26 protein-coding genes are annotated in these 25,854 nt (G+C 64.2%); 13 read left to right on the plus strand and 13 right to left on the minus strand.

Annotated elements, in window-relative coordinates:
- Nucleotides 1-87: 87 nt before the first annotated feature.
- From DCM80_RS16870 to DCM80_RS16880, 3 genes are all read right to left on the minus strand, one after another.
- Nucleotides 88-1,011 carry a hypothetical protein gene (locus DCM80_RS16870; protein ID WP_257192736.1) on the minus strand — a complete coding sequence of 308 codons (924 nt, stop codon included), beginning with the start codon at nucleotides 1,009-1,011 and terminating at the stop codon, nucleotides 88-90.
- A gap of 369 nt (nucleotides 1,012-1,380) precedes the next feature.
- Nucleotides 1,381-1,821, minus strand: a complete 441-nt coding sequence (locus DCM80_RS16875; RefSeq protein WP_257192737.1) for a nuclear transport factor 2 family protein — start codon at nucleotides 1,819-1,821, stop codon at nucleotides 1,381-1,383.
- A 222-nt stretch (nucleotides 1,822-2,043) separates the two neighbouring features.
- The gene (locus DCM80_RS16880) at nucleotides 2,044-2,490 is read right to left on the minus strand and encodes a nuclear transport factor 2 family protein (RefSeq protein ID WP_257192738.1); all 447 of its coding nucleotides are present in this window, start codon (nucleotides 2,488-2,490) and stop codon (nucleotides 2,044-2,046) included.
- Nucleotides 2,491-2,878: 388 nt separating this feature from the next.
- On the opposite strand from DCM80_RS16880, the gene DCM80_RS16885 reads away from it, so the two are divergent.
- The gene (locus tag DCM80_RS16885; RefSeq protein WP_257192739.1) at nucleotides 2,879-3,265 is read left to right on the plus strand and encodes a hypothetical protein; all 387 of its coding nucleotides are present in this window, start codon (nucleotides 2,879-2,881) and stop codon (nucleotides 3,263-3,265) included.
- A gap of 930 nt (nucleotides 3,266-4,195) precedes the next feature.
- Here the strand turns inward: DCM80_RS16885 and DCM80_RS16890 are convergent.
- From DCM80_RS16890 to DCM80_RS16915, 6 genes are all read right to left on the minus strand, one after another.
- Nucleotides 4,196-5,281, minus strand: coding sequence for a DGQHR domain-containing protein (locus DCM80_RS16890; RefSeq protein ID WP_257192740.1), 1,086 nt, complete (start codon nucleotides 5,279-5,281; stop codon nucleotides 4,196-4,198).
- A gap of 10 nt (nucleotides 5,282-5,291) precedes the next feature.
- Nucleotides 5,292-6,164: a HEPN domain-containing protein gene (locus tag DCM80_RS16895; protein ID WP_257192741.1), complete on the minus strand. Its 873-nt coding sequence runs from the start codon at nucleotides 6,162-6,164 to the stop codon at nucleotides 5,292-5,294.
- Between the two features lie 115 nt (nucleotides 6,165-6,279).
- A complete protein-coding gene (uvrB, locus tag DCM80_RS16900; RefSeq protein ID WP_257192742.1) occupies nucleotides 6,280-9,243 on the minus strand; it encodes an excinuclease ABC subunit UvrB in 2,964 nt (987 codons plus the stop codon).
- Nucleotides 9,244-9,336: 93 nt separating this feature from the next.
- Nucleotides 9,337-9,567: a hypothetical protein gene (locus DCM80_RS16905; protein ID WP_257197962.1), complete on the minus strand. Its 231-nt coding sequence runs from the start codon at nucleotides 9,565-9,567 to the stop codon at nucleotides 9,337-9,339.
- A gap of 56 nt (nucleotides 9,568-9,623) precedes the next feature.
- A complete protein-coding gene (locus tag DCM80_RS16910) occupies nucleotides 9,624-9,848 on the minus strand; it encodes a hypothetical protein (protein WP_028134417.1) in 225 nt (74 codons plus the stop codon).
- 128 nt (nucleotides 9,849-9,976) lie between these two features.
- Nucleotides 9,977-10,894: a LysR substrate-binding domain-containing protein gene (locus DCM80_RS16915; protein ID WP_257192744.1), complete on the minus strand. Its 918-nt coding sequence runs from the start codon at nucleotides 10,892-10,894 to the stop codon at nucleotides 9,977-9,979.
- A 264-nt stretch (nucleotides 10,895-11,158) separates the two neighbouring features.
- Between DCM80_RS16915 and DCM80_RS16920 the strand changes: the two genes are divergently transcribed.
- The 5 genes from DCM80_RS16920 (at nucleotide 11,159) to DCM80_RS16940 (ending at nucleotide 15,236) form a co-directional block, all read left to right on the plus strand.
- On the plus strand, nucleotides 11,159-11,938 hold the full coding sequence (locus tag DCM80_RS16920; protein ID WP_257192746.1) for a sulfite exporter TauE/SafE family protein: 780 nt from the start codon (nucleotides 11,159-11,161) through the stop codon (nucleotides 11,936-11,938).
- Complete coding sequence (locus DCM80_RS16925) at nucleotides 11,935-12,165, plus strand: hypothetical protein (protein ID WP_257192747.1); 231 nt, start codon at nucleotides 11,935-11,937, stop codon at nucleotides 12,163-12,165. Before DCM80_RS16920 ends, DCM80_RS16925 begins: the two co-directional genes overlap by 4 nt.
- Before the next feature lie 175 nt (nucleotides 12,166-12,340).
- A complete protein-coding gene (locus tag DCM80_RS16930; RefSeq protein ID WP_257192748.1) occupies nucleotides 12,341-13,039 on the plus strand; it encodes a glutathione S-transferase family protein in 699 nt (232 codons plus the stop codon).
- A gap of 370 nt (nucleotides 13,040-13,409) precedes the next feature.
- Nucleotides 13,410-14,879, plus strand: a complete 1,470-nt coding sequence (locus tag DCM80_RS16935) for an AMP nucleosidase (RefSeq protein WP_257192749.1) — start codon at nucleotides 13,410-13,412, stop codon at nucleotides 14,877-14,879.
- An 81-nt stretch (nucleotides 14,880-14,960) separates the two neighbouring features.
- A complete protein-coding gene (locus tag DCM80_RS16940; RefSeq protein ID WP_257192750.1) occupies nucleotides 14,961-15,236 on the plus strand; it encodes a DUF1488 domain-containing protein in 276 nt (91 codons plus the stop codon).
- A gap of 169 nt (nucleotides 15,237-15,405) precedes the next feature.
- Here DCM80_RS16940 and DCM80_RS16945 read toward each other — a convergent pair whose 3' ends face one another.
- Complete coding sequence (locus DCM80_RS16945; RefSeq protein ID WP_257192751.1) at nucleotides 15,406-15,888, minus strand: CinA family protein; 483 nt, start codon at nucleotides 15,886-15,888, stop codon at nucleotides 15,406-15,408.
- A gap of 144 nt (nucleotides 15,889-16,032) precedes the next feature.
- Here DCM80_RS16945 and DCM80_RS16950 point away from each other — a divergent pair, with 144 nt between their 5' ends.
- From DCM80_RS16950 to DCM80_RS16960, 3 genes are read left to right on the plus strand one after another with little or no spacing between them, the layout of a single operon-like run.
- Nucleotides 16,033-17,091, plus strand: a complete 1,059-nt coding sequence (locus DCM80_RS16950) for an amidohydrolase family protein (RefSeq protein ID WP_257192753.1) — start codon at nucleotides 16,033-16,035, stop codon at nucleotides 17,089-17,091.
- 25 nt (nucleotides 17,092-17,116) lie between these two features.
- Complete coding sequence (locus tag DCM80_RS16955; RefSeq protein ID WP_257176230.1) at nucleotides 17,117-18,226, plus strand: amidohydrolase family protein; 1,110 nt, start codon at nucleotides 17,117-17,119, stop codon at nucleotides 18,224-18,226.
- Nucleotides 18,226-18,639 (plus strand): Rieske (2Fe-2S) protein, encoded by a 414-nt coding sequence (locus tag DCM80_RS16960; protein WP_212372252.1) that lies wholly within the window; start codon nucleotides 18,226-18,228, stop codon nucleotides 18,637-18,639. Before DCM80_RS16955 ends, DCM80_RS16960 begins: the two co-directional genes overlap by 1 nt.
- 157 nt (nucleotides 18,640-18,796) lie before the next feature.
- Here DCM80_RS16960 and DCM80_RS16965 read toward each other — a convergent pair whose 3' ends face one another.
- Nucleotides 18,797-19,696 carry a transcriptional regulator GcvA gene (locus DCM80_RS16965; protein ID WP_257192755.1) on the minus strand — a complete coding sequence of 300 codons (900 nt, stop codon included), beginning with the start codon at nucleotides 19,694-19,696 and terminating at the stop codon, nucleotides 18,797-18,799.
- A gap of 110 nt (nucleotides 19,697-19,806) precedes the next feature.
- Between DCM80_RS16965 and DCM80_RS16970 the strand changes: the two genes are divergently transcribed.
- Entirely contained in the window at nucleotides 19,807-20,010 is a 204-nt protein-coding gene (locus DCM80_RS16970) for a DUF1127 domain-containing protein (RefSeq protein ID WP_257192756.1), read from the plus strand.
- Between the two features lie 68 nt (nucleotides 20,011-20,078).
- Nucleotides 20,079-20,702, plus strand: coding sequence for a GNAT family N-acetyltransferase (locus DCM80_RS16975; protein ID WP_257192757.1), 624 nt, complete (start codon nucleotides 20,079-20,081; stop codon nucleotides 20,700-20,702).
- A gap of 193 nt (nucleotides 20,703-20,895) precedes the next feature.
- On the opposite strand, the gene DCM80_RS16980 is transcribed toward DCM80_RS16975, so the two are convergent.
- Together DCM80_RS16980 and DCM80_RS16985 are read right to left on the minus strand one after the other, a co-directional pair.
- Nucleotides 20,896-21,726, minus strand: coding sequence for an enoyl-CoA hydratase (locus tag DCM80_RS16980; RefSeq protein ID WP_257192758.1), 831 nt, complete (start codon nucleotides 21,724-21,726; stop codon nucleotides 20,896-20,898).
- Nucleotides 21,727-21,847: 121 nt separating this feature from the next.
- Nucleotides 21,848-22,549, minus strand: a complete 702-nt coding sequence (locus DCM80_RS16985) for an SDR family NAD(P)-dependent oxidoreductase (RefSeq protein WP_257192759.1) — start codon at nucleotides 22,547-22,549, stop codon at nucleotides 21,848-21,850.
- A 229-nt stretch (nucleotides 22,550-22,778) separates the two neighbouring features.
- Here DCM80_RS16985 and DCM80_RS16990 point away from each other — a divergent pair, with 229 nt between their 5' ends.
- Together DCM80_RS16990 and DCM80_RS16995 are read left to right on the plus strand one after the other, a co-directional pair.
- Complete coding sequence (locus DCM80_RS16990; RefSeq protein WP_257192760.1) at nucleotides 22,779-24,563, plus strand: acyl-CoA dehydrogenase family protein; 1,785 nt, start codon at nucleotides 22,779-22,781, stop codon at nucleotides 24,561-24,563.
- A 196-nt stretch (nucleotides 24,564-24,759) separates the two neighbouring features.
- On the plus strand, nucleotides 24,760-25,848 hold the full coding sequence (locus tag DCM80_RS16995; protein WP_257176238.1) for a Zn-dependent alcohol dehydrogenase: 1,089 nt from the start codon (nucleotides 24,760-24,762) through the stop codon (nucleotides 25,846-25,848).
- Nucleotides 25,849-25,854 lie beyond the last annotated feature (6 nt).

Raw genomic sequence — 25,854 nt, forward strand, 5'->3', positions numbered from 1 at the left:
GAGAGTGTGAACGCCGGTGCGGGGATGCGAAGCTCTAGCCAGGTCGGCGGCCTGCTCCCTCGCCCCGCGTGCGGGGAGAGGCGAAAGTCACCAGCTCTTCTTGAAGCCGGCCGTCACGCTCTTGTTGACCGCGCCTTGCGAGGTCTCGCCGACCGAGCCGGAGACGGTGACGTTGTCGAACAGCTTTTGCTCGGCGCCGACCTTGCGCAGCCATTTGTCGTCGGTGGTCGACAGCGTCTGGCCGGCGGTGATGCTGGTGCCGGTGTCGCTGAGGGTGACCCTGGCGGACTGGTCGGTCTCGTAATTGCGGATGATGTGGCCGCCGATGCCGGGCACCGCGCCGCTGCCCTGCTGGTTGACGCTGTAGCCGTTCTGAAGTGTCAGCGAGGTGTCGCCCGACAGCGGCACCGCTTTGGTCAGCGAGGCCCCGATCCTGCTCTGCTCGGCGCCGGGATCGACGCGGGCTTCCACCGCGGTCTTGTCCCAGATCGCGCCCGCGCCGGGTGCGGTTGCCGTCGCCCAGGCGCTGCCGGAGGATTGCGGCAGGTTGCCGCCGTTGCCGGCCTTCTGCGCCAGCAGCTCGGACATCGTCCGCGGCTCGCTCGCCACCGTCATGTCGGCGCCGACCCGCGTGTCCCAGAACGGGGACACGGACTGCTTCACCGTCACCGCCGAGGAGCCGTTCGCGTTGGCATTGGACGACCAATCCAGCCCGTCCCTGGCGGCGGCCTGGGCGCGCTTCTTGGCGGCCATGGGATCGATGCCGGTGCCGGCATCGATCGCGAGCTGGCTCCAGTCGAGCTTGTCGACGTCGATGTCCTTCATCACGTCGGGGTCGCTGACGTCGGGGGCCTCCGCCACGGCCTCTGGCTCGGCCTCGTCGTCAGCTGCGTTCGCCGGAGGGGAGAAGGGCGGAATGATCTGCGCCTGTAACGTCAGGACCGAGCCCAAAATGAATGCGGCCACCAGCAATGGCAGCCTGGTCCAGCCAAACCCTGTCGAGAATTCCATCGTCCTGCCCGCAAACCCCAGCGCATGCTGCCGATAACATATATCGGCCCCAGGCCCTGCGCCATTCCGCACCCGGACATGATGGTTCATCGTCGCGAAATTGTGACGAATATTCGAGGCGGCGAACCAACGGGCCGCGCGAGAGGCGCGCGCCCGATGACGAGCTTCTGGCGCGACGGCATCCGGCGGGGCTGGAGGCCAGGACGTCGCAGCCGGCATCGTCATCGGTCCCGAACGGCGGGGCCCGTTGGTGTCCCCCCTAGAGCGCGACGATCATCATCGCGCTTCAGGTTGTCGCTTGCGCATGATCTTTTCGGAAAACCGCTGCGCACTTTGCGCTAACGCGGCCCTTCGGGTCCGGATCATGCGTCAGCCGACGCGGGTCATCTTCGGCAGATGAATGGCGCGGCCGAGCGCCTGCTCGACCAGGTCGAACGTGTCGATCAGGACGCGCATGCTGACGAGCTTGCCTGCCCTGAACTGGGCGAACTGCGCGACCCGCAGGCTGATCGGCTTGTTGGAATCCAGGGCCGTGAGCGAATAGCGCACCATCGAGGCGGCGGAATCGACGCCGAGCATGATGCTCTCGCGGTCGAAGCGGTGGACACTAAAATTGTCGGCGAGCTGGTGGATGACATCGAGCACGGCCGCCTTGCCCCGGCGTGCGCCGAGGAAGGGAAACATGTCGATCGGGCCGTAGAGCGCCCACTCGACGTCCTCGTCGATCAGGGCCTCGATATCCTCGAAATGCCGGTCGTTGATCGCGCGGTGCAACGCGCGCGAGAAACGCCAGAGGCTGTGCTCTGTCATTTTGGGCAGTCCTGAAGCTGGCTTGCGAAAGGAAACGAAAAACATCCCCACGCGCAGTCAGGCGCCGGGGATCAACTCATTTGTATACGAACAATGTAGCGGGCTTCGGCCAGAACGCAATTCACGTTTTTGCAATGCACCATTGAACGGGATTTTGTGAAATTTACAATAGACCCCCGTAATCTTCCGGGTTCGGATCCGGGTTCCAGGCAAGCAGGGCGATCAATCCGCCTGCATGCCCGTGATCAGCGGTCCGATCTCGCGCTCCAGCACCTGCTGCACCAGATCGTAGGAATCGATGATCTCGCGGATCTCGGCCACCAGCCCGCCCCGGAAAGTGTAGAACACCGCCATGTCGAACTGCACGATGCGGTCGTTGCTGCGCTTCCTGAAATAGGTCTGCATGTAGGTCGCGACCGCCTCGCCCTCGGCGACGATGTGCGGCGCCTTGTAGCGGATTTCGGAATAGCGCGACCAGATCGTCTGCCACAGCTCGCGCAGTTCGGCCTTGCCGTGGCGCGGCACCATGTGCGGCAGCACGTCGATCGGCGCGTGGGTGAGGAAGTCGACGTCGTCGGTGCAGCAGGCCAGCGCCGTCTCGATGTCCCCGCGGGCGAAGGCGTCGAGCAGATGCACGATACGCTGGCGATTGAGCTTCTCGATCGACATTCCGCCCATCCTTTTTCTTGGCCGTTGTGCAACGCTAGCGCGTGGTGCCGCGGACCGGCAATCCACGAAATCACAGGGATGTTCCAGACCTTATGACGCGCCGGCGCAATGCCAGGTTCATGGCGTGCAATTGAAAGTTGCGTGATGGGCCGGCTGCACGAATTCGTGCCGGATCAGTTGCGTGGTTCGCCACGGCCCAGTGCGTAATGCGCAACTCGGCTCCGCGCAGCCGCCCGGAACCGCCAGTTGTAGTCTGTCATTCCGGGGCGCCGCGGAGCGGCGAGCCCGGAATCCATCGTGGGACAGTCGGCTATGGGGCGTGACCCGCCTCACATCACCCCCTGGCCGGTAGGGGTAGCGTCCTCCCATGTCACCAGGGAGACGTGCCATGGCTGCCATCGCCAGAGTCCGAAAGTCCCGCCTGCACAACGCGCTCGAAGGCCTCGCGCTGACCGCGATCCTGCAGAGCTTTCCGACCTTCGCCCTGGCCGCCTTCCTGCTCAAGCTCTGCGGCGACCACGACCTCGCCGGCGATCCCGGCGTCGCCATCTTCGTCGCCATCGCCTCGCTCGCCCACGCGCTGCTGGCCGTGACGTTCGGCCCGAGCCTCCCGCATTTGTTCAAGACCGTCTACGAGCCGAAATTCTTCGAGGCCCATCTGTCGCTGTCCGACAAGATCACCGCATGGCGAACCCAGCCGGTCGCCTCGCTGCAACTCGTCACCATCGTGCTGCTGCTGTCGGTGATGGCGGTGGTGACGGCGAGCGTGGGGTGAGGGTGTGTTTGCTGTCTCGATCGTCATTGCGAGCGCAGCGAAGCAACCCTGAGCCCCGCCGCGGAGACATTCCTGGATTGCTTCGCTGCGCTCGCAATGACGAATGTGTCGTGAGGAGATCGCTCGATTCCTTGCATTTTTCATGGCACGCACACCTCCGCATTCCCGCGGCGCGTTTCGCCCGAGCTTTGCCTGGTCGCGCGCCCCGTTTGGAAGAGAAGGCGCAGGGAAGGCCGGGAGCCGATTGGCTCCCGTGGCCGCCTGTGCAGATGGTAGTCTGCGTGTGCAGGCACAGGCGGAAAGACCACAGGGCAACCGGGACATCCCGGCCTTCCCTGCGCGATGGTTGGAACGGCTTATGTCGCGCTCTCCCCGGGGAGCGTTGCACTATTGCCCCCGTCACCTCGCGGATCACGACACGCCGGCCCGGTTGGGCCGCTCGTGTCACCGCAAGGCTTGGCGCCAGAACCCCGGGCGCCAGGACCACACGATTTTGCCGTACACGCATCCCACCTGTCGAAAGCGCGCCGTCCTGCTCACGGTTGCCCGCCCTGCAAAACCTCTCGCGCCAATGGGACCCGTGTCCACCGCCGTCCGGCCCCATGTCGTGACGATCGCGATACGCCCTCTCCGTGGGCCGGAGTGAGCGAGACATACGATAATTCCGAATTTCGGTAAAGTGAAATACTTTCGCGTGGAGCTGTTGACGCGTCGGGCAAAACAGTGCGTGGGGTGGGGCCAGGCTCCTGCGGCGTCATTGCGAGGGGCCCTTGCGACGAAGCAATCGAGGCTGTCGACGAAGACGATGGAGCTCTGCCAGACTCCGTCTGAAGCACCCACCCGGTTGCCTCGCTCTAGCGCGTGACTATAGTGTTGCTGCTTTCGGTGTGGCAGTGGTTACGGCGAGTGCAAGTTAAGAAGCGAAGAGGGCTATCTGTCAGCCATGATCTTCTGGAAGAGAGATTTAACGGAAACTCCTGACTCATCTGCAAACTCACCAACCACCGCATCTCGAATCCGAACTGCACCACCGCGGCCGCTGAAGCCTTTGAAGTCACCGTCGTTGCTCCAATCCCATCGCTTTCCGGACTTCAAAATTTTGAGCATGTCCTCTGTTTTGTATTTCCCCTGGCCGAGAGTTCGATCGATGACCTCCGCGCCAATGAAGCATGCACCCCAAAGTCCGGCACCTCGCAAGAGCAAGTAGCTTCCCGGAGTAGTCCAAGCTTCAGGCTGATAGCGCTTAAGCGCGAGAAAATAGTTCTTAATCGTCTTATACTGAGCATCAACATCGTTGAGTGCGTTTAGCTTAGTTGGGCGAGAGAACATATATTCTATGCCCGATTTCAGTGTTCTAAGTGGAATAAACGTGCCGGCAGATCGTTTACCACCTTCATAGACCAATCTGTGAAATGGGCTTTCTTCGTCGCTAGCAAGCTGTTCCGCAATATAGAGAGCAGGCGACGTCCGTTTTATTGTCTGTTGGCCAGCGAGCCGGGCGTCTATTTTGTCCAAATGACTCGTGTTCATTCGTCTCTGGTTGTTATTGATGTCCCTGAAGATGATCAGCTCTTTCTTTAGGTCGATATTTCCCGCAATGCAGAATGACACTATTCGGTCGATTGGCTCGTATCCCTCAACGCTGCCGTCGCCAAAATAAAGACGATGATTGCCATCCACCCGAGAGATGATGATTCGCTTCGAACGCTCTGCGAGATTGTCATCAATCTGCAGAACGCCGTACCCTGATGCCTTGTCCTTGAACGTAAACTTGATCGCTTTGGAGTCGCGGGCGCATAAAAAAACCTCGGGCCAATACCCAAACTCGCTATTGCGGACATACTCGTAAGCTTCGCGCGCATGTTTGGGGCTAAGGTCACGCTGCGTGCCTGTGGGGTTCGAATCTGCGTCGTAAACGTCTGGCCTTGAGATTCTAGACAGATCCGAGAGCTTCGCGAAGCCTCGATAAACTTTCACGCCTAGAACTTCGCCGGAAATGGCAGGGATCTTCAGCATCTGCGTGATCCTATACGATAGGTTGAGCCGAGCCGAGCACGAGCCCAAGGCAATGCTTCGACCAATCTCGCGGAGGCGGCTGATTTAAGAAGGTGTAGTAGTAGAGCATGGCCGCTTTCGAATACTTTAAAATGTCGGGCATGCGCTGTTCTATATCCCCGATCGCTCTCTGCGCTCTTTGCTGATGGGCGCTACCGTGTACGATGCGGCTTCTTACGTCGTATAGAGTCTTGAACATCTCGTATGCCACTTCTTTGTCTTGTTGGCAGGCAAAGGCGAGATAGAGTGACAACCGAAACGATATTTCTGTTGTTTCATCTAGCATCGTTTCGAGAGCGACGGCGAGGTCGATTATTTTGTCTTCGACGCGATCGCGGCGAAGAGCCGAGTTGAAGCGATCCATCATGATGCTGACGCGAGCATCCGCACTGATTGCCTGCGATGTAAGATGGAAAACCTTCTGCAAATCGGCAGCCCCAGTTCCCTCAATCAAACGATACTGTTGCGATAAAGACGAGGGCCCGGGCAATTGGTTGTGTTTTCCGGCCTTAAATTTTGCCGTCTTCTTTCTACCGGTTTCTTGGATCACTACCGAGAAGGGAAATGACAGCGCGTCAAGGCCGCAGAAGAAGTTCAAAGTTAAGGCAAGCAGTTGGCCGTTTGCAAAGATCGTTTCATCTGAGACGTCGTCGTCCGCTTCAAAGTAGATACAGCGGAAACGCGATGTTAGAGGTCCTTGATAGTCGTTCGGACAGAATCGAAGTATTGTCCCGTGATCAGTCTCATTCACGTGGGACAAGTAGTGTCTATCGGAAAAGTTGAAAACCGGCCCGCGCAAAAAAGTAAAAGACCGCGCAAGCACGGGAAAAATCACTTTTGCCATGCTCCCCCCAACCCAATCAAATAATCACCTAAGGAAGACGTGGGTCAAGTCCAGAGGTTGAGAGCAAAGGTCTGCTCATTCGACGCGCGCGTCGCTAGAGCCGGTTGATCTTTCGCTACCTCTTCTTCCACCCCCCGCGCCGTCCCGGCATTCCACCCGTCGACTTCGGCGCCGGCCCGAACTCAGGCCCCGACTGTCGCGAGTCCGTCGGCTGGATGATCCGGCTGGTGCTGCCGAACGGCTTTGACGGCAGTGCGCGATTTTCACGGAAGGGCAGCGACTCCGGCCCGTGCATCTCGTCGAGATGCGGCTTGTGCACCTTCGAGCCGCTGCCGCCGCCGCTGGCTTTCAGTGCGGAGCTCACGGTCTTTTTCTTCATCGCGCTGACCGGCAAATTCGCCGCGTCGCCGTATTTCCTCGTGCCCGCATAGGCGCCGGCCTTGCCGGCGACGGTGCGCTGCTTGGCGGTGGGATCGTCGACCACCGCGAGCTCCGTGGCGCGCAGGCGCTTGACCTCGTCGCGCAGGCGCGCGGCTTCCTCGAAGTTCAGGTCGGCGGCGGCTTCGCGCATCCTGGTTTCGAGATCGGCGAGCACGGCCTCGAAATTGTGGCCGATCGAGATGACGTCGTCGGTCATGTCGTGGCCGCCGACCTCGACCAGCACGTGGTCGCGCTCGTAGACGGAGTTGAGGATGTCGCCGATCTGCTTCTTGACGCTCTCCGGCGTGATGCCGTTGGCGTTGTTGTACTCGACCTGCTTCTCGCGGCGGCGGTTGGTCTCGGCGATGGCGCGCTCCATCGAGCCGGTCATCTGGTCGGCGTAGAGGATCACCTTGCCGTCGACGTTGCGCGCGGCGCGGCCGATGGTCTGGATCAGCGAGGTCTCGCTGCGCAGAAAACCTTCCTTGTCGGCGTCGAGGATGGCGACCAGCGCGCATTCGGGAATGTCGAGGCCCTCGCGCAACAGGTTGATGCCGACCAGCGCGTCGAAGGCACCGAGGCGTAGATCGCGGATGATCTCGATGCGCTCGATGGTGTCGATGTCCGAGTGCATGTAGCGGACGCGGATGCCCTGCTCGTGCAGATATTCGGTGAGGTCCTCCGCCATCCGCTTGGTCAGCACCGTGATCAGCGAGCGATAGCCGGCCTGCGCGGTCGCACGCACCTCGCCGACGAGATCGTCGACCTGGGTACGGGCCGGGCGAATGTCGACCGGCGGATCGATCAGTCCGGTCGGGCGAATGACCTGCTCGACGAACACGCCGCCGCTCTCGTTCAGCTCCCAGCCGCTCGGGGTCGCCGACACCGCGACGGTCTGCGGCCGCATCATGTCCCATTCCTCGAAGCGCAAGGGGCGGTTGTCCATGCAGGAGGGCAGGCGGAAGCCGTATTCGGCCAGCGTCGCCTTGCGGCGGAAGTCGCCGCGGAACATGGCGCCGATCTGCGGGATGGTGACGTGGCTCTCGTCGGCGAAGATCAGCGCATTGTCGGGCACGTATTCGAACAGCGTCGGCGGCGGCTCGCCGGGGCGGCGCCCGGTGAGGTAGCGCGAATAGTTCTCGATGCCGGCGCAGCTTCCCGTCGCCTCCATCATCTCGAGGTCGAAGGTGGTGCGCTGCTCCAGCCGCTGCGCCTCCAGCAGCCGCCCCTGGTTGTGGAGCTGGTCGAGCCGCTGCTTCAGCTCCGACTTGATCGACTTGATCGCCTGCACCAGCGTCGGCCGCGGCGTCACATAATGCGAGTTGGCGTACATCTTGATGAATTCGAGCTCGTCCTGCTTGTGGCCGGTGAGCGGATCGAACTCCTCGATGCTCTCGATGGTGTCGCCGAACAGGTTCACGCGCCAGGCGCGATCCTCATAGTGGGCCGGGAAGATGTCGATGACGTCGCCGCGCACGCGGAAGGTGCCGCGGGTGAAGTCGGCCTGGGTGCGCTTGTACTGCAATGCGACGAGGTCGGCGATCAGCTGGCGCTGGTCGATGCGCTCGCCCTTCTTCAGCGCGAAGGTCATCGCGGTGTAAGTCTCGACCGAGCCGATACCGTAGATGCACGACACCGACGCCACGATGATGACGTCGTCGCGTTCGAGCAGCGCGCGCGTCGCCGAGTGGCGCATGCGGTCGATCTGCTCGTTGATCGAGGAATCCTTCTCGATATAGGTGTCGGTGCGCGGGACGTAGGCTTCGGGCTGGTAGTAATCGTAATACGAGACGAAATACTCGACCGCGTTATCAGGGAAGAAGTTCTTGAACTCGCCGTAGAGCTGGGCGGCCAGCGTCTTGTTCGGCGCCAGGATCAGGGCCGGGCGCTGCGTCTTCTCGATGACCTGCGCCATGGTGTAGGTCTTGCCCGAGCCGGTGACGCCGAGCAGCACCTGGGTGCGGTCGTTGCGATTGATGCCCTCGACCAGCTCGGCGATCGCGGTCGGCTGGTCGCCGCGGGGCTCGTAGGACGACTTGATCTCGAAGCGCACGCCGCCTTCGGACTTTTCCGGGCGCGGCGGCCGGTGCGGCGTCCACACCTTGGCGGAGCCGTCGTCCTTGCGGAATTCCGGCCGGCCCTCGCGGATCAGCGATTCCAGCGCATCGGCGGTGGCCTTGACGCCGAGCGCTTCCATCTTGCTGCGCGGCGGCCGCGCCAGCGCCTCGGCATCGTCCTCCTCGGTGGGAAGCCCGAGCTGCCGCGCCAGTTCCGGATCGAGCGTCGGGATCGTGGCCGCCGTGCCGTAATTGGCCTGCGGCGCCTCATCAAAGCCTTCGGCCGACGCGCGGGCGCCTGCTGGCTGCGGATTTGGGCGCAGCGGCATCGGGCGGGCGGTATCTTGCGGAAACTCCTTCGGTGTCGAGGCGCGCGCGCGATGTGCGGCGGCCTCGCCGCCGGAGCGGCGGTCGCGCGAATTGTCCGGCGGCGGCTGCAATCCGGTGCCCGATCCGAGCCCGGCGTCGCCGCGATTGATGGCGGGATTGAGCAATTCGGCCAGCGCCGGCCCGATCGGCTGCACGTCGGGCCGGTGCGCCTTCGAGTTCGGGGTCTTGGGGGATTTGCCGGATTTTTCGGAGGATGCAGGTTTCTTCGCCATGAGGCGAATATGGGACGAGTCCGCCTCCCGATAAAGGGCGAATGGCCGTCGCCATGCAGGCTGCTGACAGCAGGTTGGCAGCAGCAGGGAACCTTACGCCGCCGGCAGCGGGCCCTCGCCGTCCTCGTTCGCCTGATAGGGTTCGAGGATGTCGAGATGGAGGCCGCCGCAATCGGTGCAGCGCATGGCCCAGTACTCGCATCCGGCCCGCCCGCCGATGACCCGGAGCACGGTGAGCTCGCCGTTGCATTCCGGGCAGTTGGACAGCACGGCGCGGGCGTAGATCCTCGGCCGCGACGGGTCTTCGAATTCGATGACTGACATGACCATTTGCCCCTTCTTGACCCGCGCTGTCCCTGGTTGCCTGCCGTCTGCCGCGCTCATTCGTCGTCGCTGTCGGTCCGCCGGCGGAAGCGGTCGATGTGGTGCTTGGCGTCGGCGATCGCGGCGTTCTGATCCGGCCAGGCGAAACCGACTTCCATGGCCGGAAACAGCACGCCGTCGATGGCGAGGGGGCTGAGATCGGCGCGGCGGATGCGGGCGTGCCAGAGGCCTTTGCCAGCCTCGAAGGATTCGATGTCAAAGCCGTCGTAGAGGGTCGTCATGGTCGTCCCCGAAAGTGTTCCGTACGTGTCTTGTTGGAGGGTCAGGGGACCACGATTGCGATTTTCGGGATGTGAAGCCGTTCACAAGCGGGCGGCTTTTTTGCCGCTGGACGTCAGTTCTTGGGGCGTCAGTTCCGCGCCGCCGTACGGCCGCTCCGCTTGCCCGGGCGGGCCGCGGGTTCCGCCGCCGCCCGCATGATCCAGCGGCGGAACGCGGCGAAGTCGCGCTGCTCGGTCTGGAAGCTGCGATAGAGCAGATACCAGCGCATGCCCTTGGGTACCGAGAGGTCGAACGGCGCCACCAGCCGGCCGGCGGCGAGGTCGTCGTCGATATAGGGGCGGATGCCCATGGCGATGCCGAGCCCGTCGGCGGCGGCCTGCAGCGCCTGGCCGTAGAACTGAAACTCCGGCCCGCGCGCGTTGATGCGGGTGACACCCGCGGCCTTCAGCCAGATCGGCCAGTCCTCGGGCGAGTGCGCGACCCGGATCAGGCTCGGTCCCTTCAAATCGGCCGGGCGCTTCAGCCCGCTCGCAAGTCGCGGCACGCAGACCGGCGTGAGGTCACCGGCGAACAGCGGCTCGGCGACGAGGCCGGGCCAGTCGCCGGTGCCGAGCTTGATGCCGCAGTTCCAGTCTTCGCCGAACGGCACCGAGGCGCCGCCGGTGGTGAAGCGCACCTCGATATCCGGCTCCTCGCTGCGAAACTCCGACAGGCGCGGGATCAGCCAGCGCATCGCAAAGGTGTGGCCGACGCCGATGGTGAGCACGCGGACGCTCGCCGGCGCCGTCACCTGCGCGGTGAGGCTGGCCAGCGCATCGAAGATCGGCGTCAGCCCGCTCTGATAGGCGCGGCCGGCCTGCGTCATCACCAGGCGATTGGCCTTGCGCTCGAACAGCGCGACGCCGAGCCGCTCTTCCAGCAGATGCACCATGCGGCTGACCGCGGCCGCCGACACGCTCAGCTCGAGCCCGGCCGCGGCAAAGCTGCCGGTCCGCGCCGCCGCCTCGAATGCCTTGATGCCGTTGAGAAACAACAGCCGCCGCAAATGACTACCCTCAGGAAAGCTGATGCCAGGGCAAGATAACTCAGTTTGCGGGGCAGCGGCAAGCGAGGCACGCTCTCCTTCGCCTCTCCCCGCCTGCGGGGAGAGGCCGACGCGCGGAACGCGCGGCGGGTGAGGGGGAGTCTCCGCGAGTCCAACTGCCACCTCCCTTGCGGAGACTCCCCCTCACCCCAACCCTCTCCCCGCAAGCGGGGCGAGGGAGTGAAACAGTTTGCGTCGCTCACTCGCCCTCAGGAGATTCTCGTCGTGACGCCCCTCATGATCGCTGCCCTCGGATTGCTGATGGTCGCCACTGCGTTCCTGTCGGGGCTGTTCGGCATGGCGGGCGGGCTGATCCTGATCGGCGTGCTGTTGGCCTTGATGCCGCTGCCGACCGCGATGGTGCTGCACGCGATCACGCAGATGGCCTCGAACGGCTGGCGCGCGTTGCTGTGGCGGGCGCATATCCGCTGGCGGCCGGTCGCGAATTACATGGTCGGCGCCGCCGTCGCGCTCGCAGCGTGGTCGCTCACGCGCTACGTGCCGGACAAGCCGATTGCGCTGCTGCTGCTCGGCATCACCCCGTTCATGGCGCGGCTCCTGCCTGCGAACATCAAGCCGGACCCTGATCGTCTCTGGCAGGGCACGGTCTACGGCACGATCTGCATGGGCCTGATGCTGATGACCGGCGTCTCCGGCCCGCTGCTCGACACCTTCTTCCTCGGCGGCAATTTCGGCCGGCGCGAGAAGGTGGCGACCAAAGCGATGTGCCAGGTGGTCAGCCATTTCACCAAGCTGATCTATTTCGGCGGCATCATCGATCAGGCCGCAAGCCTCGATCCCGTGCTCGCCGGCGTCGCGATCGCCGCCTCGATGCTCGGCACCACGCTGGCGCGGCGCATCCTGGAGGCGATGACCGATCAGCAGTTCATCGCCTGGTCGAACAAGCTGATCACCACCATTGCCTGCTACTACATCGCCTATGGCGGCTGGCTTTTGCTTCGCGCCCCCGTGCTGGCCGCCTTCGACAAGGGAGGTTTGCAATGAGCGAGACTGCCGATCCGCTGGTGCTGGACTTCGTCGAATGGGTCGCGCGCGAGCCGCGCGCCTATGCCGAGGTGATCTCGACCTGGAAGACCTCGTGCCCGCGCCTCACCATCTGGGAAGACGCCGCTGAGCGCGGCTATGTCGCGCGCGAGACGATTGCCGGCCTCGGGCTGGTGATCGCGGTGACGGAGAGCGGCGAGAGGTTGCTGCGCGCGAACGGCCGGTGATGCCTCCACATCGTCATTGCGAGCGCCGGCGAAGCAATCCAGAATGGGAGACCCTCACCCTGAGGAGCGCGCATCTTGCGCGCGTCTCGAAGGGCGAGGCCGAGCTCAGGCCTTCATCCTTCGAGACGCGCGTTCCGCGCTCCTCAGGATGAGGAGCTGACAGGAAAGGCCTTTCATGCCACTCAAGCTCTACGAACTCGTCGGCACCGACCCCTCGCGCCCGTTCAGCCCGTATTGCTGGCGCACGCGGATGGCACTGGCGCACAAGGGATTGGCGGCGGAATCGCTGCCCTGGCGCTTCACCGAAAAGAGCACGCTGGTGCCGCACGGCTCGGAGAAGGTGCCGGTGCTGCTGCACGTAGACAAGCCGATCGTCGATTCCTGGACCATCGCGACCTATCTCGAGGATAAATTTCCGGATCGTCCGTCGCTGTTCGGCGGCGAGGGCGGCCGCGCCATGGCGCGCATGATCAATGCATGGGGCGATATCGCCATCGTCGGCGGCATCTTCCCGCTGATCGTCGCCGACATTCCGAACAATCTCGGCGAGACCGACGCGGCCTATTTCCGCCAATCGCGCGAGGCGCGCTTCGGCGGCAAGAGCCTGGAAGATGTCATGTCGAGCCGCGACACCGGCGTGGTCGCCTTCCGCAAATCGCTCGAGGTGATGCGCCAGACGCTGAAGAAGCAGCCCTTCATCGGCGGCGGCGCGCCGAACTATGCCGACTACATCGTGTTCGGCGGCTTCCAATGGGCGCGCGTGGTCAGCCCATTCAAGCTGCTCGAGGCGGACGATCCGATCCATGCCTGGCGCGAAAAACTGCTCGACGCGTTCGACGGCATGGCGCGGACATCGCCGGGACATCAAGTGTAGGTTTCGTAGAGTGGGCAAAGGCGCAAAGCGCCGTGCCCACCACTCTCTCGATCGAAAAAATGCGTGGGCACGCTGCGCTTTGCCCACCCTACGAGGCTGTGAATCTTTTGTACCGCGCGTCGGGCGAATGTGATTCTCTGGGCAGACTGATCTGCTGGAGAGAATGATGGCTGACGACGGACTTTTTGGCCAGATGCTGTCCAGGATGCCGAAGGCACCGGCAACGCCGGCGCAACGCGTCCTGGACTGCATCGAGCACGGCGCTACCATATCGCTCAAGGGCGATCTCCCCTTGACCACGGGTAGGAGGTCCTACGGCACCTTCTTTGCTATAGTTCGACTCGAAGCCTCAATAGCCACCGGTCGACCCATGCAGTCTCTTCCCTCCATCGCCACCGAAACCTTCTCCGACGCATCTCTCGCCGTCGCCCGTCTCGAAGAGATCTACGAGCGCAACACAAAATTCCTGCGCGAGCGGTTCGAGGCCTATGTCGGTGGCGAGGCCGTTACCACGCGGGTGCGGGCCTATTATCCCTTCGTGCGCATCACCACCGCAACGCATGCACGGCTGGATTCGCGCCTTGCCTACGGCTTCGTCGCCGGGCCCGGCGTGCATGAAACCAGCGTGACGCGGCCGGATCTGTTCCGCAGCTATCTCGTCGAGCAGATCGGATTGCTGATCCAGAATCACGGCGTGCCCGTCGAGATCGGCGAGTCGGCCGAGCCGATCCCGATCCATTTCGCTTATCGCCGCGACATCAATATCGAGGCCGCCATCACCACCAGCGAGAATTCGGTCGCGACGCGATCGCTGCGCGATGCGTTCGACGTGCCGGATCTCGCCGCCATCGACGATTCCATCGCCGACGGCACCTTCGAGCTTCGGCCCGGTGCGGCCGAGCCGCTGTCGCTGTTCCGCGCCGCCCGCGTCGACTATTCGCTGCGTCGGCTCTATCACTACACCGGCACCGATCCCGAATATTTCCAGAACTTCGTGATCTTCACCAATTACCAGTTCTACGTCGACGCTTTCGCGCAGCTCTGTCAGCAGCGCCTTCAGTCGGGCGAGGCGGGCCTCGATGCCTTTGTCGCGCCGGGCAACGTCATCACGCAGAGCGGCGGCGCGGTCAGCGGCATCGCGCCCGCGCGCATGCCGCAGATGCCGGCCTTCCATCTGGTCGTATCGGGCTATCGCGGCATCACCCTGATCAATATCGGCACCGGCCCGTCGAACGCGCGCAACGTCACCGACCACGTCGCCGTGCTGCGCCCGCACGCCTGGCTGATGCTCGGCCATTGCGCGGGCCTGCGCAACACGCAGCGGCTCGGCGATTACGTGCTCGCGCATGGCTATGTGCGCGAGGACCACGTGCTCGACCGCGAGCTGCCGCCGTGGGTGCCGATTCCGGCGCTGGCCGAGATGCAGGTCGCGCTCGAAGAGGCGGTCGAGGACGTCACCGGCCTCGAAGGTTTCGAGCTCAAGCGCCTGATGCGGACGGGGACGGTGGCGAGCGTCGACAACCGCAATTGGGAGATCTCCGGGCCCGCGGTGATCCGCCGCCTGTCGCAATCGCGCGCCGTTGCGCTCGACATGGAATCGGCCGCGATCGCCGCCAACGGCTACCGCTTCCGCGTGCCTTACGGCACGTTGCTGTGCGTCTCCGACAAGCCGCTGCACGGCGAGATCAAGCTCGCCGGCATGGCCAGCGAATTCTACCGCCGCCGCGTCGGCCAACATCTCGAGATCGGCCTGAAGGCGCTGGAACGGCTCAAGCAGCAGGAAACGGAGCGGCTGCATTCGCGAAAGCTTCGCAGCTTTGCCGAGGTGGCGTTCCAGTAGGGCGAAGTTGCTCTTTGCTGCTGACAACCGGAGCGATTTTCAGCATTGTCCGTCGCGGGGGTGCTCGACCGGGACGACTTGATGCCACTGACGCGCGACAGGATCATCGGCCACGACCATGAACGGCTGGCCTTTCGCTTCACCATGCTGAACGACGGCGAGGTCGTGCATTGCCAGATCAGCGACGCCGCGATGGACGAGCTCGCGGGCATGCAGGGCACCGAAAGCAGCGCGCGGCAGGCGCAGTTCCTGTCGCTGCGCGAGTCCATCGAGCGGATCGCGTCGGATGTCTATGATGAAGCGCCGCGAGTGCAGGGATATGTGGTGCGGATCTTCATGCGGCATCTGGGACGGTAGCCGTAGCGCTTTCTCCGCCGTCATGCCCGCGCAGGCGGGCATCCAGTACTCCGCGGCTTCTCGATTCCAGCCGCGCCGTCTCGGAGTACTGGATCGCCCGGTCGAGGCCGGGCGACGACAGTGGTGTTGGTGGCGAGGCCGCCCCGGCTCATTCAAGGCGAGTAGCAGCTTAGCCCTCCAATTTCCGCAACAGCAGCTTCAGCGTCGCCGCAGCGAACATTTGCATGTTGCCGAACCGGTCATTGCTCCCCGTCTCCAGCGTCATCACCTCCGACGCAGGGCCTGCAACCGCCATGCAGCTATGACCCGCCGCGTCGCCGTAACGGTTGCCGGTGGGGCCGGCTGCGCCGGTCTCCGACAAGCCCCAGTCGCTGCCGAAGCGCGTTCGCATCTGTCCGGCCAGCAGCTGTGCGTAGGGCTCAGACGAGGAGCGGAAGCCCCTCATTCCTTCGTCCGAAATATCCATCAGCACGCGCCTGGCGTCTCGGGTGTAGACCACCGCGCCGCCGAGGAAATAGGCGGACGCGCCGGGTACCGCGAGCAGGCTCGCGGCGATCAGGCCGCCGGTGGAGGATTCGGCGACGGCAATGGTCTGTTTGCGCGCGATCAGTTTGGCGGCGATCTGTTCCGCAATGCCGACGAGTTCTTTCATTCCCTGAACCTCTCGTTTCCCGCAACCGAGCTGCGCCTTCCTAGCATATGCCGGAAGCCTTGGCCGAGTTGCGGGCGACCGGCAGGCCTGATTGAATGGCGGGGACAGAAAAGACAAGCGAGGAAACGTGAGAAGGGAGACGTCATGGCGTCCCTGATCGCCGGCGGGGTGGATTGCGATGTGCATCCGGCCGTGCCGCATCTGACCAGCCTGCTGCCCTACCTGAACGATTATTGGCGCGATCAGGTGACGACGCGCGGCATGGTCGACCTCATCTCGCAATCCTATCCCGAGAGGTCGCCGATCACGGCGCGGCCCGACTGGCGTCCCGAGAGCGGCAAACCCGGCGAGAGCCTGGAGGACATGCAGCGTCACGTGCTCGATCCCTTCCAGCTCAAGCATGCCATCTGCAATCCGCTCTACGGCGTGCAGATGGTGTTCTCCGAGGACATGCAGGCGGCCTTCTGCCGTGCGTTGAACGACTGGCTCGTGACGGAGTGGCTCGATCGCGATCCGCGGCTGCGCGGCTCGATTGTGATTCCCACCCAAAGCGTCGAGAAAGCCGTGGCCGAGATCGAGCGCTGTGCGCAGGACAGGCGCTTCGTGCAGGTGCTGATGCTGGTGATGGGCGACACGCTGCTCGGCAAGCGCGCGCTGTGGCCGATCTACGAGGCCGCGGAGCGGCTGGAACTACCCGTCGGCATCCACGCCGGTTCCGCCTATCACAATCCGCCGACCGCGGTGGGATGGGGTTCCTATCACATCGAGGATTATGTCGGTCAGGCCCAGGCGTTCCAGACCCAGCTCACCAGCCTGATCGTCGAGGGCGTCTTCGCCAAATATCCGCGCCTGAAAATGGTGATGCTGGAATCGGGCGTCTCCTGGATCTCGCCCTATCTCTGGCGGTTGCACAAGTTCTGGCGCGGGGTGCGGATGGAGACGCCGTGGGTCGATCGCGCGCCGCTGGACATTGTGCGCAGCAACATCCGCTTCTCGTTACAGCCATTTGATGCACCGCCGGATGAGGCGACATTAAATCGCCTGTTTGAGCATATGCAGTCCGACGAATTGGTCCTATTCTCCACGGACTATCCGCACTGGCAATTCGACGGCCAGGACGCGCTGCCCGAAGGTCTGTCCCCCGATCTCGTGCGCAAGATCATGATCGACAATCCGCATGCAACCTATCCCCGCCTGAAATGAGCCCGCTGCCAGAGGAGGCAAGGCGATGAATATCCAGTTCCGCGAGAACCAAGAAGCCGCGTCCCCCCTGACCGCCAAGACCGCGATCGCGGACTGCGACATCCATCCGGCCCGCGCCACCCGCACCGAGCTCTATCCCTATCTCGCCAAACGCTGGCAGCATCATCTCGAAGTCTACGGCGTCCATGCCTATCAGGGCATGATGGAAGGCCCGCCTTACCCCAAGGCGCAGCCCAACGCCTCGCGCCGCGACGCCTATCCGCCCGAGGGCGGGCCGCAGGGATCTTCGCTGTCCTTCATGCAGAAGCAGCTGCTCGATCCCAACAACGTGCAGCTGGGCGTGCTCAATCCGCTCAACACCGGGCAGGGCATCCGCAATCACGAGCTGTCGGCCGCCTTGTGCTCGGCGATCAACGACTGGCAGATCGACAAATGGACCAGCAAGGACAAGCGGCTGAAGGCGTCCATCGTCGTCGGCAATGAGGACGGCCTCGCGGCCGCCGCCGAGATCCGCGAGCGCGCCGGCGACAAGAACTTCGTGCAGGTGCTGCTGCTCAGCCGCAATGTCGAGCCACTTGGCCAGCGCCGCTACTGGCCGATCTACCAGGCCGCGGAAGAAGCGGGGCTCCCTGTCGGCGTGCATGCCTTTGGCTTCGGCGGCAATCCGATCACGCCGTCGGGCTGGCCTTCCTATTACATCGAGGAGATGGTCGGGCATTCGCAGTGCCAGCAATCGGCGCTGGCGAGCCTCGTGCTGGAAGGCGTGTTCGAACGTTTCCCGAAGCTGAAGATGGTGATGATCGAGGCCGGATTCGGCTGGGCGCCGTCGCTGGCGTGGCGGCTCGACAAGGCCTGGCAGCGCCTGCGCAGCGAGGTGCCACATGTGAAGCGGCCGCCCTCGGAATATATCCGCGAGCAGGTGTGGTGGACCACGCAGCCGATGGAGGATCCTGAAAGGCGCGAGGATCTGTTCGACGTCATCAACTGGATCGGCTGGGACCGGCTCTTGTTCGCGACCGACTATCCGCATTGGGACTACGACGAGCCCTCGCGCGTCTTGCCGGCGGGCGTCAGCGAGGCCAATCGCGAGGCGTTCTATCTCGGCAATGCCAAGAAGCTGTACGGCATTTCCTGATGGCGAGACACGTCATCGCACCGGTCGACGAGCTTCCGCCGGGCACGCGAAAATTCCTCGAGATCGACGGACGGCCGATCGCGGTCTTCAACATCAAGGGCGAATATTTCGGCCTGATGAACCGCTGCCCGCATCAGGGCGCGGCGCTGTGCGAGGGTCCGCTGATCGGCCTCGCGCAGTCCAGCAATCCCGGCGAGATCGAGTACACCAAGCTCGGCGAGATCATCCGCTGCCCCTGGCACGGCTGGGAGTTCGACATCCGCACCGGCCAGTCCTATTGCGACCCCCGCCGCTTCCGCGTGAAGGCCTATCCGGCCCATGTCGAGCCCGGCGCGAGCGTGGTCAAGGGGCCGTATGTCGCCGAGACGATCCCGGTGAGCGTCGAGAGCGATTACGTGGTGGTGGAGCTGTAACTCTCGCCGTCATTCCGGGGCAGCCCGCAGGGCTGAACCCGGAATCCATCGTACAGCGGAACGGCGGCAAAAATGGATTCTCTGATGCGCAATTGCGCATCGTAGCTCGCGCTACGCGCGCCCCGGAATGACAGCAAAGCGGGCAAGCCGCTGCTTTTCAGGCCTTGTTCTGCGTCGCAGCAATCAGCCACTGCCTGAACGCGGTCAGCTTCGGCGCCTCGCGGCGGCCCTCCGGGGCGACCAGGTAGAAACCGGCATCGGCCGGCAGTGCGATCTTGAAGGGCACCACCAGCCGGCCCTTGGCGATGTCGTCTTGCACATAGGAGGTCCGCCCCATCGCCACGCCGATGCCGTCGATCGCGGCCTGGATGGTCATGAAGATCATGTCGAACGTGATGCCGGGATGCCTGGCGATGTCGGCCGGCAGGCCCGCCGCGGTCAGCCATAGCCGCCAGTCGTCGCTGTTGGTGCTCGAAGTGTGCAGCAGCGCATGGTTGCGCAGATCCTCCGGCCGGCGCAGCGGCTTGTCGCCGTGCAGCAGCGAAGGGCTGCACACCGGAAACAGCTCGTCCGCCATCAGCCAATCGGCGCGCAGGCCCGGCCACTGGCCGCGGCCGTAGCGGATCGCCGCATCGACATTGTCGCGCTGGAAGTCGACGAGGCTGGTCGAGGTGGTGATGCGCACATCAAGGCCGGGATGCTGCTCCTGGAAATCGCTCAGCCGCGGCAGCAGCCATTTCGCGGCGAGCGAAGCCAGCGTCGACACCGTCAGCACCTTGTCGTCGTCCTTGCGCAGCAACCGGTCGGTCGCAAGCCGCAGGTCGTTGAAGGCGGCGCGGACGCCCGGCAGGTAGTCGCGCGCTTCCGGCGTCAGGGCCAGCGCGCGGTTCTGCCGGATGAACAGGCGAATGCCGAGCTCCTCCTCGAGCCTGCGGATCTGATGGCTGATCGCGGTCTGCGTCACGTTCAGCTCGCTGGCTGCCAGCGTGAAGCTGAGATGGCGCGCGGCAGCCTCGAACGCCCGCAATCCGTTGAGGGACGGCAATCTGGCAGTCATTTGGCAGCAGGATACATGACGTTATTTCATGCGAAAAGGTACAAATTGTCGTTTGTCGCAGTGCACCAGGAAGCAGATATTAGCGGTCAAGTTAGCTCTAGGAGCTCGAAATGTCTACTTTGACCCACAACTCGATGACAAATCATCATGCGCCTGGCTTGATCGAGCAGATCGGCGAGACGCTCCACGTCTGGCATGAGCGCTACCGTAACAGGCGCGAGCTCGCGCAATGGACCGCACGCGATCTCCAGGACGTCGGACTGTCCTGGTCCGATATCGCCTTCGAGGCCGAGAAACCCTTCTGGCGGGCCTGATTGGCCGCCAAGCCGGCGCCGCCTGACCGCAGGGGCGCCGGCGCTCCCTTTCCCGGATGGCATGTGTCATGGGCACCCTTCGCCTCGAAGACCTGAAGCAATATTCGGACACGCTGCGCACCCGGCACGGCGAGGCGCTCAACGTCCGCTTCGTCGAGCCGCGCGACACCGAGGAACTCCAGCACTATTTCCGCTCGCTCTCGACCCGCGCGCGCTACAACCGTTTCTTCGGCGCCGTCAGCGAATTGCCGGAAGGGTTGCTGCGCGACTTCCTCCAGATCGGCGATCGCGAGCGCTTCACGATCGTGGCAACCATGCTGGTCGACGGCTTCGAGACCATCGTCGCCGAGGCGCGCTACGCGCTGCATGTCGAAACCGCGACGCTCGAATTCGGCCTGTCGGTCCATGACCGCTGGCAGGGCCACGGCATCGCCACCGCGCTGATGAAGAACCTGGAATGCCGCGCCGCCGCGCTTGGTGCCGAGCAGATGTTCGGCGAGACGCTGCGCTCCAACGAGTCCATGGTGTCGCTCGCGCGCAAGTCCGGCTTCGCATTCGTCAATCATCCCGACGATTGGAAGCTGGTTCGCTTCGGCAAGGAGATCTCGGTCGCGCCGAAAGACATCCCCTGCGCGAGCTGGCGCCTCGCCGCCCTTTCCCGTCAGGCCGAACGCCCCTCAGCCTCGGCCTGACACCACTGAGAAGCCCGGCCTGGTCTCCAGCGCCGGGCTCTTTTTCTGCCTCCTCGTCCCTCTCTCCATCGTCATTCCGGGGCGCGCGAAGCGCGAGCCCGGAATCCATTTCACCGCGCGCTCTGCAGAAAAATGGATTCCGGGCTCGATGCTGCGCATCGCCCCGGAATGACCTCGTGGAGAGGTTGAGCTCCTACTTCCCCGTAAACACCGCTTTCCTCTTCTCGATGAACGCCTGCACCGCCTCCTTGTGGTCGGCGGTCGTGGTGAGGCGCACCAGCCGCTCGGCCTCGTGGTCGCGCGCGGTCTCGAAGTCAAACAGCACGGCCTCGTCGAGATTGTCCTTCATGTAGCGCAGCGCGAGGCGCGGACCTTCGGCGAGCGATTTGGCCAGCGCGAACGCCTCCGTCTGCAACTTGTCGTCGGGCACGACACGGTTGACGAGCCCGATCGCTTCGGCCCGTGCGGCATCGACGCGGTCGCCGGTGAACATCAATTCGCGTGCCCGCGCGGTGCCGACCAGCCGCGTCAGCAGCCAGGCGATGCCGTAATCGCCCGACAGCGCGATGCGGGCATAGCCGGTGGCGACGAAGGCCGATCGCGCGGCAATGCGGATGTCGCAGGCCATGGCGATGGCAAGGCCGGCGCCGACCGCGGGGCCGGGCAGGGCGGCGATGGTCGGCTTGCGCACCGACACCAGCGCGCCGGTCAGCAGCCGCTGCCGCTCCTGCAGATCGGCGACCTTGTCGTCGAAGGACATTTCGAGCTTCTTGGGATCGCGATGCGCGCCCATGCCCTTGACGTTGCCGCCGGCGCAGAAGGCCTCGCCCGCGCCGGTGAGCAGCAGCGCGCCGACCTCGCGATCCTCGCCACAGGTCCGGATCATCGTGCGCAGCGCCGGCGTCAGCGCGTCCGACAGCGAATTGCGCGCCTCCGGCCGATTCAGCGTGATGACGGCGACGCGGTCGCGGATGACGCAGAGGAGCTCGTTGGTGCCGGTGTCGATACTGGTCTCCGTGGTCATGTTCGCTCTCTCCCTTCTCTCGCAGGGTGGGCAAAGCGGAGCGTGCCCACGTCTTTTGCGCAATTTCGCCGAGATCGTGGGCGCGGCGCTTTGCGCCTTGCCCACCCAACGGCAGCTCGCCTCAAAAATTCTCCACCCAGGGCCGCAGCTCCAGCTCCCAGCTCCAGGCGCTGCGCGGCTGCTGCAAGACGTTCCAATAGCTCTGCGCGATCGCATCGGGGTCGAGCATCGAATCCGGTCTGTCCGCGGCCTCCGTCCGCGCCGCGCTGCGAATGCCGCCGTCGATCACGAAATGCGCGACATGAATGCCCTGCGGCGACAGCTCGCGCGCCAGGCTTTGTGCCAGTCCGCGCAGCGCGAACTTGCCCATCGCGAACGAGGCCGACAGCGCATAGCCCTTGACGCTGGCCGAAGCGCCGGTGAACAGGATCGCACCGTGCCTGTCCGGCAGCATGCGTTTTGCGGCCTGTTGCGCCACCAGGAAACCGCCATAGGCGCTGACCGCCATCGCGTTGGCGACGTCGGCCGGAATGAGGTCGACGAACGGCCCGCGCGTGCGGCCGCTGGCATTGTAGACCACGAGGTCGGGCGTGCCGATCTCGCGCTCGACCAGGCCGAACAGCCGCCCGACCTCCTCCGGATCCGCCGCGTTGCAGGCATAGGCCTTCGCGCCGGTCTCGCTGCAGAGCGCGCCAAGCTTCTCGATCTTGCGCGCGGCCAGCGCCACGCGAATATTCTGCGCGGAGAGCAGCCGCGCCAGCGACGCGCTCAGGCCTTCGCCGGCGCCGACGATGAGGGCGATCTTGTATTTTGGATGTTCCATGGCGTGATCTCTTGGGATGGGAGCCGTAGATCTATGCACGCCGACGCGAACAACCAGCCGGCGCGATCACAATTCCGCAGAGCGAATTGCTCCTTCACGGCGATCATGCCTCCCTGACAATTTGCGGCTTTATCGCTTTCCGCGGCTGGAGCATGATCGACATCATCCCAAGCGGCAAGCGCCAAATCAGCGCAAAATGTCCGCACGGCGGAAACGAGTGAGGACGATCATGCACAAGCCGGCCCCAGCACAGCCGAACAACGTCGCGGCCGAGCCATCCGGCCTGCTGGCGCCAGATACCACAGGCATGAATTTCTACCGCGCCGATCCTGCGCTGAGAGATCTCTTGCGCATCCATCTGCCGGAGTCCTTGTTTCGCCACATCGAGCCGCATCTCGACCGGCTCGGCGAGCTCGCCGGCGGCCGGCTCGACGAATGCGCGCGGCTTGCCGACCGGCACACGCCCATTCTGCACCAGCGCGACAAGTTCGGCCGCGACGTGCAGTCGATCGAATATCACCCGGCCTACCGCGAGCTGGAGAACGCCGCCTTCGGCGAGTTCGGAATTCACGCGCTCTCGATCCGCAAGGGCATCATGGGCTGGCCGGATAAATATCCCGTGGTGGCCAAGCATGCCTTCACCTTTCTGTTCAACCAGACCGAATTCGGCATGGGCTGCCCGATCAACGTCACCGACGGCTGCGCCAAGCTATTGGCGAACTTCGGCAGCGAGGCGCTGAAGGCGAAATATCTGGACGGCCTGACCTCGACCGACATGAGCAAGCTGACGCAGGGCGGCCAGTTCATGACCGAGAAGGAGGGCGGCTCCGACGTCGGCACGCTCACCACGCGCGCGGTGCAGGAGGGCGATCATTGGCGCCTCTATGGTGAAAAATGGTTCTGCTCGAACGCGGACGCCAAGGTCGTGATGCTGCTGGCGCGTCCTGAAGGCGCCGGCCCCGGCACGCGCGGCGTCGGCCTGTTCCTGATGCCGCGCTTCCTCGACGACGGCGCGCAGAACAATTACCGGATCGTGCGTCTCAAGGACAAGCTCGGCACCCGTTCGATGGCCTCGGGCGAGATCAAGCTGGAAGGCGCGATCGCCTACGCGGTCGGCAAGCTCGACCGCGGCTTCGTGCAGATGGCCGAGATGGTGAACTCCTCGCGGCTCTCCAACGGCGTCAAGTCCACCGCGCTGATGCGGCGTGCCTATCACGATGCCATGACGGTCGCGAAAAACCGCGTGGTGTTCGGCAGCCGCATCATCGACCTGCCGCTCGGCCGCCGCCAGATGCTGAAGATCATGCTGCCGGTCGAGCAGGCGCTGTCGATGAGCTTCCTCACCGCAGACGCGCTCGACCGCGCGGAAGCCGGCAGCCAGGACGCGGCGGCGCTGCTGCGCATCCTCACGCCGACGCTGAAATTCCGCGCCACCCGCGATGCGCGCAAGGTCTGCGGCGATTCGCTCGAGATGCGCGGCGGCATCGGCTATATTGAGGAGTTCGCCACCGCGCGGCTGCTGCGCGATGCCCATCTCGGCTCGGTCTGGGAAGGCACCGGCAACATCGTGGCCATCGATGCGCTCCGGCGCGCGGTCGGCCGGCACGGCGCGGAGTCCGCGCTCGCGGCCGATCTGCAGGCCCGGCTCGACGACAGCGCCTCGGTGCCACAGGCCTGGCGCGACCGTTTGCGCGACCTCACCGATCGCGCCGTCAGCTTCGCGCGCGAGGTCGCGAGCAAGTCCGAGAACGAGGCGGATGCCCGCCGCGCCACCAGCCTGCTCTATCATGTCGCCAGCGCGGTTGCGCTCGCCTGGGAAGCGCACCGCATCCACGACATGCGCGGCGATGCGCGCCGCCTGTTGCTCTCGCGCCTCGTCATCGACCACAGGGTGTCGCCGAGTGATCCGTTCCGGCTGACGGAAAATGCCGCGCAAGCGAAGATCGCCGCGTTGCTGCTCGGCGATCGCGATGCCGGCATGAGCGAGGTTGGCGAACTGGTTCTGGCGGCGTAGGCTTCTTCACCTCTCCCATAGGGAGAGGTCGGATCGCGCCAGCGATCCGGGTGAGGGGTTACGTTCTCACGTGAAACCAGAACCCCTCACCCGGAATCGCATCTTGCGATGCGCTTCCGACCTCTCCCTATGGGAGAGGTGAAGAGCCGACGCCGTATAAGCGATACTCAACGAAACAAACACTGAGGAAACACCGATGAAGGCCGCCGTCCTCCATGAAGTCAACCAGCCGCTCGTCATCGAGGATGTCAGCCTGCCGAAGCCGGGTCCGCGCGAGGTCCTGATCCGCACGGCGGTCGCCGGTCTCTGCCATTCCGACCTGCACTTCATGGAAGGACTCTATCCGCATCCGCTGCCCGCAGTGCTCGGGCACGAATCCGCAGGGGTCGTCGAGCAGGTCGGCTCCGATGTGACCTACGTCAAGCCGGGCGACCACGTCGTCACCTGCCTGTCAGTGTTTTGCGGCACCTGCGACAATTGCACCACCGGCCGCACCGTGCTCTGCACCGACACCACGGTGAAGATGCTGCCGGGCGTCTCGAACCGGATGCAATGGTCGAAGCCGGAGAAGCTGCACCAGTTCCTGAATCTCTCCTCCTTCGCCGAGCAGATGCTGGTGCACGAGAACGCCATCGTCAAAATCAGGAGAGAAATGCCGCTCGATCTCGCCGCGCTGATCGGCTGCGGCGTCATCACCGGCTACGGCGCGGTGGTGAACACGGCGAAGGTGACGGCGGGCGAGACGGTCGCCGTGATCGGCTGCGGCGGCGTCGGCATGGCCGCGATCAACGGCGCGCAGATCGCCGGCGCCGGCCGCATCATCGCCATCGACACCAATCCGGCCAAGCTGCAGCTCGCCACCAAGCTGGGCGCGACCGACATCATCAACCCCGCCGACGGCGACGTCGTGAAGCAGGTGCGCGACCTCACCAATGGCGGCGTGCATCATTCCTTCGAGGTGCTCGGCCGCAAGGAGACCGCCGAGCAGGCCTTCGGCATGCTCGCTTCCGGCGGCACCGCCACCATCGTCGGCATGATTCCGTTCGGCCAGAAGATCGAGCTGCACGGCTTCGACTTCCTGCGCGAGCGCAGGATCCAGGGCTCGTCGATGGGCTCGAACCATTTTCGCGTCGACATGCCGCGGTTGGTGGATTTCTACCTGCGCGGTCGCCTGCACCTGGAGGACTGGATCTCGGCGAAATTGAAGCTGAACGAGATCAACGAAGGCTTTGCCAACATGAAAGCCGGCAAGACGCTGCGCAGCGTGATCATGTTCGACAGCTAGCACGGC

It is taken from the genome of Bradyrhizobium sp. WBOS08 (assembly GCF_024585125.1).
In the GTDB taxonomy this organism is placed as follows: Bacteria; Pseudomonadota; Alphaproteobacteria; order Rhizobiales; family Xanthobacteraceae; genus Bradyrhizobium; species Bradyrhizobium japonicum_B.